General features: G+C 35.1%; 12 protein-coding genes. 4 read left to right on the forward strand and 8 right to left on the reverse strand.

Annotated elements, in window-relative coordinates:
- Window positions 1–119: 119 nt before the first annotated feature.
- The 4 genes from H6W53_RS01575 to H6W53_RS01590 all read left to right on the forward strand — a co-directional run bounded on the left by H6W53_RS01575 (window position 120) and on the right by H6W53_RS01590 (window position 4137).
- Entirely contained in the window at window positions 120–1343 is a 1224-nt protein-coding gene (locus H6W53_RS01575) for a hypothetical protein (RefSeq protein ID WP_185204594.1), read from the forward strand.
- Window positions 1343–2137 carry an alpha-ketoglutarate-dependent dioxygenase AlkB gene (locus H6W53_RS01580; RefSeq protein WP_185204595.1) on the forward strand — a complete coding sequence of 265 codons (795 nt, stop codon included), beginning with the start codon at window positions 1343–1345 and terminating at the stop codon, window positions 2135–2137. The genes H6W53_RS01575 and H6W53_RS01580 overlap by 1 nt, the downstream gene beginning before the upstream one ends.
- Window positions 2138–2410: 273 nt before the next feature.
- Window positions 2411–3019 (forward strand): hypothetical protein, encoded by a 609-nt coding sequence (locus H6W53_RS01585; protein WP_185204596.1) that lies wholly within the window; start codon window positions 2411–2413, stop codon window positions 3017–3019.
- Entirely contained in the window at window positions 3019–4137 is a 1119-nt protein-coding gene (locus H6W53_RS01590; protein ID WP_185204597.1) for an FAD-dependent monooxygenase, read from the forward strand. Before H6W53_RS01585 ends, H6W53_RS01590 begins: the two co-directional genes overlap by 1 nt.
- A gap of 327 nt (window positions 4138–4464) precedes the next feature.
- Here H6W53_RS01590 and H6W53_RS01595 read toward each other — a convergent pair whose 3' ends face one another.
- From H6W53_RS01595 to H6W53_RS01630, 8 genes are all read right to left on the reverse strand, one after another.
- Complete coding sequence (locus H6W53_RS01595; protein WP_228457733.1) at window positions 4465–7254, reverse strand: multicopper oxidase domain-containing protein; 2790 nt, start codon at window positions 7252–7254, stop codon at window positions 4465–4467.
- 276 nt (window positions 7255–7530) lie between these two features.
- Window positions 7531–8004 (reverse strand): DUF3347 domain-containing protein, encoded by a 474-nt coding sequence (locus H6W53_RS01600; protein ID WP_185204598.1) that lies wholly within the window; start codon window positions 8002–8004, stop codon window positions 7531–7533.
- A 100-nt stretch (window positions 8005–8104) separates the two neighbouring features.
- Entirely contained in the window at window positions 8105–8482 is a 378-nt protein-coding gene (locus H6W53_RS01605; protein WP_185204599.1) for an HYC_CC_PP family protein, read from the reverse strand.
- Between the two features lie 107 nt (window positions 8483–8589).
- Window positions 8590–10836 (reverse strand): TonB-dependent receptor plug domain-containing protein, encoded by a 2247-nt coding sequence (locus tag H6W53_RS01610; protein WP_076390179.1) that lies wholly within the window; start codon window positions 10834–10836, stop codon window positions 8590–8592.
- Window positions 10837–11071: 235 nt separating this feature from the next.
- Window positions 11072–11881: a 3-deoxy-8-phosphooctulonate synthase gene (gene kdsA / locus H6W53_RS01615; RefSeq protein WP_185204600.1), complete on the reverse strand. Its 810-nt coding sequence runs from the start codon at window positions 11879–11881 to the stop codon at window positions 11072–11074.
- A gap of 110 nt (window positions 11882–11991) precedes the next feature.
- Window positions 11992–12336, reverse strand: a complete 345-nt coding sequence (locus H6W53_RS01620) for a hypothetical protein (RefSeq protein WP_185204601.1) — start codon at window positions 12334–12336, stop codon at window positions 11992–11994.
- Window positions 12336–12860, reverse strand: coding sequence for a DUF1697 domain-containing protein (locus H6W53_RS01625; RefSeq protein ID WP_087710245.1), 525 nt, complete (start codon window positions 12858–12860; stop codon window positions 12336–12338). Before H6W53_RS01625 ends, H6W53_RS01620 begins: the two co-directional genes overlap by 1 nt.
- A 112-nt stretch (window positions 12861–12972) precedes the next feature.
- Entirely contained in the window at window positions 12973–14460 is a 1488-nt protein-coding gene (locus tag H6W53_RS01630) for a hypothetical protein (protein ID WP_185204602.1), read from the reverse strand.
- Window positions 14461–14588: the final 128 nt, after the last annotated feature.

The raw sequence follows: 14588 nt of genomic DNA on the forward strand, positions 1-14588 counted from the left end.
TCTTTTAAGCCTCTTTAGCTTAAAAAAACTGAGTGAAAATCAATGTATTTATTCCTTAAAGGCTATAAGATTTTAAAACATTTAAAATTTTAGCTATCTTCACTTTTCAATTGAGAAACATGAATAACCATTCGGAAGAAAACAAAATATCAAAAGATAAAAATGTTCTTGTTGTTTTAAATAACAGTCAGGAAATCAATACAGAACTTCAGTACATCATCGATCATTTCTGCGGAACCGTAGTTCATGAGCTTAGTCCGGAACTTGATCATCAAAAAATATACATCTGCGGAAATTTGGAAAATATTCCGAAAGACCATCATTTCCTGCATATCATTAAAGAATTTTCGGTGAATTTTGAAAATATCAGCGAAGAAAAATCAAAGGTTATTCAAATTGGAGAAGTTCCGGTTATTGTAAGCAATGCGGGAGTTTATTTCCGAAGACTTTTTCACGAGGAAAATATTTTTGAAAAAGTAAAATCCGAACATCATTTTCAGGAACTTACAGAATCCAATAAAGAAGCGAAAGCTCTGAGAAAAGGTATATATCTGAGTAAAGTGACTCATGAAGCCGATGAAAACGGAGAAGATGCTCTGCATTTTAATTTGTTGAGATGTTCGAGTAATCTGACAGGACCGACAGATAATTTCAGAGAAACCGACCGGAAAATTATTGCTCTTCTTAACGAATGTGCAAAGGAAACTTTTGAATATGAAACCGATCTGAATCACGCTTTGGTACAGATTTACGAGAACAAAAAGAAAACTTCCGATGCTGAAAAGGAAGTGAAGGCTAAAATTAAAGCCCACTCCGATAAAACGAAAGATATGCCAAAAGAAGGACTGATCGCATTCTGTACTTTCTACGACCATTCCAATTCCGAACATTTAAAACCATCGGAAACAGATAGATTTGATGTTTGTTATAAGCAAACGAGCGCATTAACAAGGCTCCATTTCAGGCTTAAGAAAACGGTTGAAGACGAATCTCTGGAAAAAGAATTTACCGTAACTTTATATCCGAACTCTGCGTTTATTATTCCGCTGTCTACCAACAGATTATATACGCATGAAATCCGCCCTTCTGTTTTGGGAGTCGATCAGATTCCGATAAGAATGGGATATGTGGTTCGTTGTTCGAATCTTGAGGCGATGTACAGAGACAATCAGACCTACATCAAAGAAAGTGATAATTATGTTAAATTGGAAAGCATGACTCCCGAAATGCAGGCGGAACTGCGCAATTCTTATTACGAAGAGAACATGACGGAGAATAAGGTAAACTATAAAACCACCCATTTCAGCATGAATCTGGGCGATTATGAAAAACCAATCCTGTAATGAGCAGCTCCGGATTTTATAAAATACGGCTTCCTGAAAAGCAAAATACATTTGAAAATCTCTTGAATTCTGCGGATTTTGAAGCAACAGGAAAAGGCAGGCTCGGAAATCATCTCGTGAAAGAAGAAAACGGAACTTTTGCTGTTGTAAGGACAACGACAAGATATCAAATTCCGGCGAATCTCTTTTCTGAGGTTCATCATTCCGTGGTTGAACAAATTAATCAAGCCATTTCTGGCGAAAAGAAAGATGTGCCTGAACAGCATTTCAACAATGCATTGATTGAAGTGTATGATTCTTCGTACTCGAAAATGGGATTTCATTCCGATCAGGCTTTGGATCTGGAAGATCATTCATTTATTGCTTTGTTTTCATGCTATGAAAATCCAGATCAGTTAAAAGAAAATCAGCTCAGGAAGCTTGTTATAAAAGACAAAATCACGGAAGAAGAATCTGAAATTATACTGGATCATCATTCTGTTGTACTATTTTCTGTAGAAACGAACAAAAAGTTTCAGCATAAAATTGTTCTGAATTCTAATCCTAATTCCAAAGATTTTACGGATAACAGATGGTTGGGAATGACGTTCAGGACTTCCAAAACTTTTATCAGATTTAAGGACAACCAACCGTATTTTTCAACCGGAGAATTATTTATTTTAGCCGATGAAGAAAAGGAAAAAGAGTTTTTCCGGCTGAGAGGTGAAGAAAACCGTTCTCTGGATTTTGTCTATCCTGATCTGTTTTTCACGATAAGTCCGGCAGATCTTCTACTTCCTGAAATCAAAAATTAAATAACTTCAGTTCGGATAAAAAATAACTTTAAATAATTGATTTATAGCATTATAATAATTTATCGCAAAGAAAAACAAAAGATTTTTTTGCTTATTGAAAGTTTGTAGCTAAAAAAAGGCGCTTCGTTTATTTAAAAAAGACAAAATAGTATTACTTTAATAAGTTTTACGCCATTGTATATCTTAAAAGCTGAATTCTTAATAATTGAATCTCTTTGTTTAGCATTGCGTTTAAGAAGACTTATCCGAACTCATATTAAATATATACACAACATGAAAAAATTATTTTTTACTTCTACCCTGCTTTTAGCCATGTTTTCCTGCAATGAAAGCAGATCCGAAAATAAACCTTTGGTTGAAAACGCAGTGGACAATGCGGAATCTTCCGCTTCAAGCTCCATAACAAAAGGAACAAGACTTTCTTCCCGTGAAGATGATATGGTTCATCAGATTTATGATGAGTTACTTAAAAACGATAAAAATCTTCAGGCTCTTGATGAAAAAGTAAGTATGATCGACAGCAAAACAGACGATGCAACTCTTGAATATGATGACGTAATTAGCAAATCTGAAACCTATTACAGCAATGCGGAATCTTTGGCTAAATCTGTAAGCGATTCAATATCACGAAAAGTAATTGAAGCAGAGATTAAGAGAAGTGAACAGCAATATAATCTTAAAGTGAAGAAAATAAAAGATCTGATTGAAGAAATTACAAAAAACCGCGAAAGAATTCACGATACGTATACAATTTTCAAAATCAGAAAAACCCTTCCTGAAATTGAAAAATATCAGAATGCACATCCTTTAAAAACAGACAGTCTGGAGAATTTTATCAGTAAACAGAACCAACTTCTGAGCGAATTGAAAAATCTAAAATAATGAATGAAATATCCATCATCGGAGGCGGAATCGGCGGTTTAACATTAGGAAATATCCTGAAACAACAAAACATTGATTTTACCATCTATGAATCGGCAGCGGAAATAAAACCTGTCGGTTCCGGAATTATGATGGCAATCAACGCAATGCAGATTTTTGATAAGTTAGGCTTAAAAGAAAAAATCGAACAGGCGGGAAACAAAATTCACGGCATTTCGATTACAGATGAAAAGTTGAAACGCATCTCTAAAACCAATGTTCTGGAATTGGAAAAAAAGTACAATTCCTGCAACGTTGCTATTCACAGAGCCGATCTGCAAAAGATTTTAGCGGAAAATATCGGCTATGAAACTATTCAACTGAATCATGCGCTGAACAAAATTGAGAAGAAAGAAAATTATATTCTACATTTTGAAAACGGAACTGAAACTGAAAGCAAAATTGTTTTCGGAGCAGACGGAATTCATTCAAAAGTAAGAAATCAGATTTTCGGAACCGGAACCATCAGAAATACACATCAATTGTGCTGGCGCGGATTGGCAGAATTTGATCTTCCTGAAAATTTTCATCATGAAGCCATTGAAGCCTGGGGAAAAGGAAAACGTTTTGGGTTTGTAAGAATGACAGACCGAAAAATATACTGGTACGCTGTTATCAATAAAAACATTTATCAGAATGAAAATCAATTAGCTGAAAATTTTTACGGGTTTCATCCTCTGGTTCTTGAAATTATGGAGAAAACATTTCAGGAAAATATCATTTTTAACGAAATTATCGACCTCGCTCCTATTCCGAAATGGCACACGAATCATCTTTGTCTGATCGGTGATGCAGCACACGCAACAACGCCGAATCTCGGACAGGGAGCCTGTCAGTCAATTGAAGATGCTTATGTTATCGGAAAGCTGTTGGAAAACCATCAGAATTTTAATGAAGTTTTTGAAAATTTTCAGAAAGTCAGAAGAAAAAAAGTAGATTATGTAGTCGATACAAGCTGGAAAATCGGGCAGATTTCTCAATGGGAAAAAGGAACTTTTTTAAGGAATTTCATGTTAAGAATGGTTCCTGAAAGCTTTAATCAAAAACTGGTTGAAAAAACAATTCGACTGGAAATGTAGTTTCCAGACATTTTTCACGGATAATTTTTTTAATTTAATTATCTTCGAATGTAAACAGCAAAAGGTACAAAAGATAATTATAAAGCAAATTTTCAGAATAATCAAAGTGCTTAAAAGTATAAAAATCAGAGATTTTTTAAAACTGTTGCGCTCTTTTATTCTTTTACTTTTTAACTTTAAAAACGCATCAAAATCTTTTGTCCCTTTTGTGGTTAAATGAAAGTGCAGCAAACTTTCAGATAAATTTTATACAATCTCAAGAAAATAAAAATCCTCCAAAATTTAAAAATCTTGAAGGATTGAATATTCTATTGTTTTATAAAAATTTTAATAAGTAAGGGTAATTCCGGCTCCCCATCCCATTTCATTATCATAATTTCCGGAAACAGAAAGCCATTTCTGTAAAATATAGCGCAAACCTGTATTGAATTCGCCATCAGAATTAACCGTAAAATTTCCGCGAAGCCTTCTTGAAAGCGGGATATCTTCTCTGCTAAACTCCAGTAAAACCTTTCCGTTCTGGTCTACACTTGCATCCGCTGTAATGAGCATCGGCAAAAGATACTGCATTCCGACCGTAAATGCACCCTGAGTTTTGGAAGCTTTCCGCTGTCCGAACCATGTTTTTTTACCCTGAAAATCCATTCCCATTTCTTCTGCCATTTTTCGTTCCATAATTTCATGATTTTTCTGAATTCTGAAACCCACGTAAGGAATTGCCCACTGGAATTTCCCTAAAAATCTGCCGACTTTAAAATTACCGTCAAAATGATTGAAATCCCAGTTCGAATGAAATTCATTTAAATTTGCCCATCTCGGTCCGAACATCGTCATGGTTTCTGCATGTATTTTATTGCTGTTAAGATTAAGCATTGCCATTGAGCTTATCATCCTGTTATCTTTCAGAAAATTTTTCCAAGCCAGTTTTCTGTCGGGTAGTTGTGGATTCGGTTTAGAATTTTCATAGCTGAAAATTCTTCCCATTCCCGCCATCATATGATACAGAATGTGGCAGTGGAAAAACCAGTCGCCATCCTGATTGGCAGCAAATTCAATCGTATTGGTTTCCATCGGCATGATGTCTACCACATTTTTCAGCGGAGAATATTCACCTTTTGAGTTGATTAATCTGAAATCATGTCCGTGAAGATGCATCGGATGGCGCATCATCGAATTGTTATACATTGTAATCCTCAGAATTTCTCCTTTTTTGACTAAAATTTTATCGGTTTCCGTCACCGTTTTATTATCTAAAGTCCAGAGATAATGATTCATATTTCCTTCCAAAGTAAATTTCAGTTCGCGGACGTTTTCTGTCGGAAGAATGGTTTTCTCAGGAGACTTCAATAAATTATAATACAGTCTTTTAATTGATTTTTCTTCCTTCATTTCCATCGAATGACCGGAATGCTCTTCGTTTTCCTCTTGGGTTTTGATGCCCATCATCTCATTCATGTGCTTCATGGTCATTTTTCGTTGACTTTCAGAAAGTTCGGGGTACATCACTTCGTTCATATCCATCATCTGATTGCCCATCGTCATGTTCATCGGCTTCATATTTCCGCTCATTTCCATCATTCCGTTCATCATTTTCATGCCTTCAAAAAGCTTTAACCGTGGTAAATTTGGAGCTTCAATTTTTTCCCCTGAACCCAGCCAAAGCGAAGCATGACCAATTCTGTCCTCCGAAGTTGCCCTAAATTCAAAACTTTTATTTTCCGGGATGGTGACTTCAATATCATACGTTTCAGAAACTCCCACAATCAGTCGGTCGACTTCTACCGGAACCACATCGTTTCCGTCATTTCCTACTACTTTTATCTGTCCGCCTCCGAAATTCAGCCAGAAATAAGTGGATGAACCTCCATTTGCCACTCTCAGCCGAACTTTATCGCCAGCTTTCAAACTTGAATAGTCAGAACTTGGCTGTCCATTGATGAGAAATTTATCGTAGAAAACATCACTTACATCCATAGCTTCCATCCTTTTCCATTCATTCAGCACTTTTGTTCTGAAGTTTCCTGATTTTATAGCTTCCCAGTAACTCTGCACAGCATTTTTCTTAATGGCATACCAATCTGTATTCGCCATATGAAGTCTTCTTGCAATCTGCATCGGATTTTCATCACTCCAATCGCCGAGTAAAACAGGGATTTCCTGAGTATAATTTACTTTTGGCTCTCCTTCTCGTTTCTGAAAGACTAAAATTCCGTTCATCCCGATCTGTTCCTGCAAACTTTCATGAGAATGATACCAATATGTTCCGTTTTGGGAAACTTTAAATTTATACAGATGCGTTTCTCCCGGTTTTACTGGTTTTGTTGTTAAATACGGAACTCCGTCATGTTCATTCGGTAAAATTACGCCGTGCCAGTGAAATCCTGTGTTTTCTTTGAGCATATTGTGAAGATAAATTTCGGCAGTATCGCCTTCCGTAAAATATAAAGTCGGAGCCTGTAATTTTCCGTTGACAGCAATTGCTCTGCGGTTTTTTCCTGTAAAATTTACGATTGTATCTTTGACATATAAATCATAACGAACTGTTTTTCCTCCAAAACTTACTCTGCCGTTTTCCGAATTTCTTTTTAACTCAGAGTTATCAGATTTTGGTTTCGGATCAGATTGATGCTGTGAATGATTTTCAATTTCTATCAGATCCATTCCGCATTTCGGACATTTTCCGGTTTTGTCTGAAATGATTTCCGGATGCATCGGACAGGTATATTTTTGAGACTGAGATTGGGTTTTAGAATGAGACTTTGACTGTGTTAAAACTTTAGTCTCAGATGTATTTAAAACAGGTTTAGAAACATTTGATTTATAAGCTTTGTCTGCCTTTTTAGAATCATTCTTTTTCTCAATCTTAGCCTTACTCTTATTATTAATTTCTTTTGATTTTATTTCTGTTTTCTGTGCAAATTTTCCCTCCGGCTTTGAAATAGTCTTCGGTTTTACAGCAACTACTTTTTTCCTTAAAGTCATTCCGCATTTCGGGCAGTCTTCCGGTTTTGAAGAAACGATTTCAGGATGCATCGGACAAGTGAAATAGGTTTTTATAACCTGTGAAAAACTGAAAACAGAGAATAAAAACAGCAGAAATATTATTATCTTTTTCATAATATTTCGAAGTTTTTTTAAATTGTATAGCCTGAATTAAATTTTAAAAACTTTCATTTTGAGCAAAACGATGTGAAGTAGAAAATCTAAAATCACTTAATTTTTAACGTAAAGCTCGCAAAGATTTTGTTGAAATTATTGAGAATATTTTTAAGTTCACAAAGGCGTTTCACTTAACTAAGATCTCAAATTTTTGGAATACCCTCCAAATCAATATATTAAAGTAAATTTTAATTTAAGCTATACAACTTATTATATTATAATAAAATAAGAATATTATTTAATTGTTGTATTTACATTTCCGCAGGAAAGCATAGATTTTCCGTAGTAAGGATTTACAATCTTGGATTCATCACTCAGCCAGCTTCCATCCGCCATCGGACAATACTGAACATAAACCGGATTTTCAGAAACTTTGAATTCTTTTGCCAGAGCGATCATATTATCGGAAAGATTCATAAATGTTTCTCTTTGTGTACTGATGTTTCTTGCTTCAGAAATTACAGTAGCATCTTTTCTTAGAATATTTAAATTTCCTTCCGAAACCTGTTTGTAATCAATTGTAGAAGCTGTTTTAATGAATTCCGTAGCTGCTTTTGATGTTTTATCGGCATCGTCTGAAGCCAAAGCAGATTTTATAGCAATATATTTCTGATATAGTTTTGTAACCTGTACGTCTTTTTTAGATTGCGCTGAAATTGAAATAATTGAGAATAATGAGAATATTGCTGTAATGATATATTTTTTCATTGTTTTAAATTTTAGAATTAATTTTTAAGAAAGAATTGGTAAATTGATCGCGTAAAGCGACAAGCCGTGTCGTTCGTAAAGATCAAACGACTGACAGATTTTAAATTCTAAAATTACAATGACTGATAAAGATCGGAACGGAGCGTTTTTCCGGCGGCGCATTGATCTGAATCTGAGTAAATTTTGTAGCTGAAAAAGAATGATCTACGAAGAAAAAAACGTTTTTGTGAACATCATGAATCTGCTTTAAAAAATCAATTTTAAGAAAATCTGACTTTTGAGAATCATCAACTTTTACGATTTTGATCTCGGTTTTGCAGCAGTTCTTTTTGGTTTTTACGCCACATTTGTTGCAGACATCATCCACTTTCTGACTGATGGAAGCCAGTTCATTCATGCAATAATGAACACTGAAAACCGCTCCGGAAGAAAAACCGAAGTAGAATACAGAGAACAGTATGGCAAGAATCTTTTTCACTGAAACAAAGTTAAAAATATGAAGACAACCTTCGTTATAAAATTCTGTAAAGATGTTATAAAATTCAGGAAATAAAAAAACTCCCGAAAAATTTCAGGAGTCTGTATTTATTTTATTCTAAATTCAAGTTTTACATTGAAGAAACGCCCTGTTAAACGTACAGGAACGGGATACATCAGATTGGTATTCGCATCGGTAATCCACTGATTGGAAACTGTATTTCTGATATTGAAGGCATTGAAAACCTGAACGCCCAAAGTTAGTTCATCAAAATTTCCCCAAAAACCATATGCCTGATTTTTTTCTTTCGGATCAATAAAGGCGTAAGAAAGTCCTAAATCTACTCTTTTATAAGATGGCAATGTCTTTTGATAGGAATATCCTGCGAGATAATCTATTTTTCTGTTTTCATCCAGAACAATCGGCGATCCTGTAGGCAATCCCATCGCATAGGTTAACGTAAGATTGACGCGCATTTTCGGGAATCTCGGCATATAATCCTGATAGAACATCGCAAATCTTAACCTTTGATCCGTTGGTCTCGGAATGTCTCCTCTCCCATCAATATTTTCATACACTCGGGCATAACTTGCCGATAACCATGAATCCACTCCGGGAACAAATTCTCCGAACAATCTGGTATCAATTCCGTATGCGTATCCTGAAGCATTATTTTTTCCGGAGTAACGAATTCTCACGTTGTCCATGAAATACGGAATCAGATCATTCATTTTCTTGTAGTACAATTCCGTGGTCAGTTTAAACGGTCTGTCATACATCTGGAATTCGTAATCATTCGCAAGAATTGCCTGAATAGACCTCTGGGATTTTATATTTGAATTAAAATTTCCGTCTAAGTCTTTGATTTCCTTGTAAAAAGGAGCCTGATAATAGATACCTCCGGAAAGCCTGAACAACATATCGGTATCCCAATCCGGCTTGATTGCAAACTGAGCTCTCGGAGAGAAAATAGTTTCGTTATTGAAACTCCAGTGCGAAACTCTTGCTCCGGCGTTTACAAACACTTTATTGCTTCCCCAGAAAAATTTCTGAGAATACTGGGCGTAAGCAGACATTCTTGTCGGCTGAATATCATTTTTCCCTGCAATGCTGTAATATAATTTTAAATCCGGCGGATTTCTGGGATCTAAAAGTGCGGAAATCGGCGTGCTGTATCCCGCAGAATCTACCAGTTTCCATTCGTTGGTAAGATCTTTCAGGTTTTCTTTTTCATATTTAAATCCGACTTCAATATCTGTATTTACGTTAGGCGAAAAACGGGTTCTGAACTGCGTTCCGTATGTTTTTACATATAAATCATTTCGTGCATGCTCTATTTGTCCGCCAGTATCGTATGAAGTAACGGGTTCTCCCGTGATCGGATCAAAAGTCTGTAAAACGTAAGCCGAAGCAATGGTATAATATTCTCTTTCACGGTTTTGGTAGGCAAAAGCGTCTAAAGTAAATCTCCATTTATCGGATGGCTTATAATTCAGGGAGAATGTTCCCATCATATTTTTATACTTATCGTCTTCACGGCCACCGTAATTTACTGTTAAATTAATCGGTTGCTGTAAAGATCCGAAGTCTACACTCCTTGCTTTCGGGATCATTTCGTAATCATTCTTGGAATAATATCCGATGAATGAAGCCGTAAATTTCGGACTGAAATGATAATTCAGATACGTCTGAAAATCCATGTATTTCGGATTGAAGTCTGTATCTTCTTTTAGGGTATTAAGAACAAGGTTGGTATTTCTGTATCTTCCTGAAAATAAGGCGGTAAATTTCCTGTTTCCTTCTTTGTCTTTTCCGACAGCAAAACCGGTGGATAATCTTCCTCCGATTAAACTTCCTTCTCCGGAAACTTCAAATTTTTCAGGTTCACGGTAATAGATATTTAAAGCAGATGACATTTTATCACCGTATCTCGGCTCGAAACCTCCGGCTGAGAAATTGACGGTGGAAACCATATCGGGATTGATGATGCTTAACCCTTCCTGCTGAGAATTTCTGATGAGGAATGGTCTGTAAATTTCGATATCATTAATATAGATCAGGTTTTCGTCATAGTTTCCGCCACGAACCATATATTGTGAAGAAAGCTCCGTATTTGAGTTTACGGAAGGTAAAGTCTTAAGGATTCCTTCGATCCCACCGGAAATACTCGCCACATTCTGAGCATCTTTTGCCGAAATTTTTACGGCGGTGATGTCATTGGTTTTTCCTGTTACTTTTTTCTGGAAAACTACTTCTTCAATAGTTGCGGTCTTCATTGTATCCTTCTTCTTCTTTACCTGAGAGAATACTAATGCAGGAACCATAAGGCTCAATGGTAAAACTAGTTTTTTCAAAAGAAATGCTTTAAAATTTCAAACGTGAATATATAAATTTTATTTTAACTTATTTAAACTTTATTTAACATTTCTTATCTGAAGTTTTTTGAAGATTTGTATCTGTTTCTGTCCTTGAAATACAGACTGCAATCCTAGCCCCGATTGTAATGAAAATCCTTTTTTGCAAAAAAAGATTGTAATGGAAAGCGGGAAAGAGCTTCAAATAAAAAATAAAAGTTTTAACAGAATTTAATTATAAAATTGCTTCCCGAACTCTGGTTAGTTTTTGCAGTAAATCTTCCAGAAGATCCAGTCTCAACATATTGGCTCCGTCGGACAAAGCGGTTTCGGGAGTGGGATGCGTTTCGATGAAAATTCCGTCTGCGCCGACTGCGATTCCGGCTTTTGCGATGGTCTCAATAAGATCCGGTCTTCCTCCTGTAACTCCTGAACTTTGATTCGGCTGTTGCAGGGAATGCGTAACATCCAGAATGACAGGTGCATAGTTTCTCATGGTTGGAATTCCTCTGTAATCTACCACCAAATCTGTGTAACCAAAGGTATTTCCTCTTTCAATGATCGCCACTTTCTGATTGTCTGAGTCTGTAATTTTTTCAACGGCAAATTTCATGGATTCCGGAGAAAGAAACTGTCCTTTTTTTAAGGTGACACATTTTCCTGTTTGTGCTGCGGCAACCAAAAGGTCTGTCTGGCGAACCAAAAACGCAGGAATCTGCAACACATCTACATATTGCGCCGCCAAAGCTGCGTGCTCGTTTTCGTGAATATCTGTTGTTGTGGGGATATTGAATGTTTCTCCTACTTTTTTAAGGATTTCCAGAGATTTTTCTTCTCCGATTGTGGTAAAAGAGTCTACTCTGCTTCGGTTGGCTTTTTTAAAACTTCCTTTAAAAATGTAGGGAATATTATATTTATTGGTTAATTCCACCACTTTTTCGGCAATTTTCAGCGCCATATCTTCGCCTTCTATGATGCAGGGACCGGCAATTAAGAAAAAGTTTTTGGAATCTTTGTGATGAATATTATCTAAATACTGAATCATTTTATTTTTAATTAAAAAGTTCAGTAAAAATAGGGAGAAAGTTCGGAAATCCGAAATTATTTGGCGGGTTTTGCTACGCTTCCCCAAAAGATTTATTAAAGCAAATTATTTTAGGAATACCTAAAAATATCCTGCATTAAGGCCGTGAAAAATATGGTTACAAATGTTGCCATCAGTAAAAATAAAAGATGATAGATCCAGTAATTATTTTTCTTCAGAATTTTGATAATGATCCAGTGAACAAGAAAAAGTAATAAATAATATCCGGTAATAGTTACGATGCCTTCAATAATAAAACTTTTTCCTTCAAACAAAGAAATGATGATTGAAATTGTAATGACAATACCTAAACTTATCAAAAATCTCTTTCCGATTTTTGAGCTTTCAGGATAGACGAAATAAAAGAAATTGGCTAAAGCAAAAATTATCAGAAAGTAAACTATACCTGTAAGCATTAAAATTTCTTTAAAATCTTCTCAAAAGTATTAATATTTCTGCTTGTAAACTGGTCTTTCATGCTTTTTTTACCTAAAATTTTCCCGAAAGCAGAATCTAAAGTATTTCCTTTCGGAACCTGCCAATAAAAGATGTTATTGACGATTTTAGCGATTTCATTTTCTGTTTTTGAAGCGCTTTCGAATTCCTTGATTAAACTATTTTCGACACCATCATTCGTTACGAAAGCATAGATATGGAGATCATCATTTTTTTCAAAGGGATTTCCGTTCCAAAACTGTTCTGTTTCCTCCTGAGATTTGATGAACAGATAAGCTTCGTAAGAAAAATGTTCTGACATTGCCTTTTCGAGGATTGTCTTTAATTCATCGGCTTTTTTATCGGAGGAAAAAACAATATTTCCTGATGCTAAAATTGAAATAACGTCATTCATTCCTGCATTATTGAAAACCTGACAGACTTCCGCCATTTTCATATTGGTTCCTTTTACGTTGACGCCACGGAGAAATGCACAGTATTTCATAGTTTTAGTTGTTTTAGTGTATTAGAGCTTGAGGGTTTTGGAGTTGATGAGTCTTTACAATAAACTTTAAACTTCCTGCATCCTTACTTCTATCTTCCAGCAAAATCTAAAATTAATCAATTCTTTCGTATAAATTATAATCCGTTCCGGAGGGTTTTAAAATATAAATCTTTTCTAAAATCTTATTATCACTTTTCAGATGATCCTTTACACGGAATTCTTTAATCAGTTTATAATGAATTTTCAGATACTCAGCATTTTTAGATTTAAAAAGATCATCGTAAGAAAGTAGATATTTGGGCTTTCTGTTTTTCACGGTATTGATCCAGAAATTCGGCTTGTCTTTTTTAATTTCTTCCTGTACTTTTTTATCGACCAAACCTACTTCATCGATGGTTTTTAACCCTGAAAAATACGGAACATACCCTGCAGGTTCAAGGAAAATCCATTGATTTTTGTCTTTTTCGTACTGATTTAAAAATGTTCCGATTGTTCTTCTGTAATTCCATTCTCCGTTTCCTGTAGCAATTGAGTGCACCGTCTGGAAAGCCAGCATTGGAATGATATAAATGACAATTAATAAGGACAGCCAAAGATTTCTTTTTACTTTTTGCTCCAAAATAAAAATTACAACCGGAACGAAAAGTAAAATCTGCGGCACCCAGTAATACCAGTCGAAAAGACTTTTTTGGGAAATAAAAATAAGCTGTTTTACCCATCCGAAAATAAAGATCATCCACAAAAATACATTTCTTCTGTCTCTTTGTCTTACCAAATAAATGAAGCTTAGCAATTCGAAAATCAGCAGTAAAACAGTCAGTGGATTGAAGTCTCCGGGAAGTTTCAGCATTCCCCAGAAGTTTCCGAAGTTCAGCCAGAAATATTCTGCATTTTGCTGGAATGTAAAGTTTTTATCATATGCCAATTTTTTAGCAATAATGGTATTGTTAACCAACTCTCCAAAGTAGAACCAGTTGAAAGCCAAGACCACTGAAATTCCTAAAATACCACCTAAAATATAGCTCCATCTTATTTTTTTATTCCACAAAAGATCGATTAAAAATACAATTCCTAAAAATATAATTGTATCAATTCTTGTGAACAAAATAAGGATCGGCAAAACAATGAAAGCCCATTTTTTTCCTTTATGAAAGCCATAATACAGCAATGCCATTTCCAGTAAGAAAAGAATTCCGTACTCCATTCCGAGGATGGAAATTTTGATTGCCGGAGGTAAAATTCCGATTAAAAAGATAAAAATAGCTTTGTGCCATACATTTTTTAAAACCAGATGCGAAAGCAATAAACTTCCTATGGTAAAAAGTATTGAGTTAAAAACAAGAAGCGGTTCTATAAAATTTTCTTTTCCGAAAATTAAATTAAACAGATACGAAACAAAAACATAAAGATGCGTTGTAGAAGCAGATATCTTTGTATCGCCGTTGAAGCCGATCACTCCGTAATCCAGAAGGTTTTGTGCAACTCTCCACGTAATGAAAGCATCTTCCTGAATATAATTTGTAAGTAAAAATAAAAGTTTAAAAACGACTGTAAAAATTACAGCATACACCGGGATTTTGTTATTTCTCGTCTCTACCATTGTGCTTCTTTGATATCGCAAATATAATCTTAAAATTTCTGAATCCCAATATATAAAAAAAACGGAACCGAAGTTCCGTTTTAAGTTTTGTTATTATTGCGTTGCTTTAATAATCGAATTGGTGTTTC

Origin of the sequence: Chryseobacterium sp. C3, assembly GCF_014218905.1 — a bacterium.
Lineage (GTDB): Bacteria > Bacteroidota > Bacteroidia > Flavobacteriales > Weeksellaceae > Chryseobacterium > Chryseobacterium mucoviscidosis.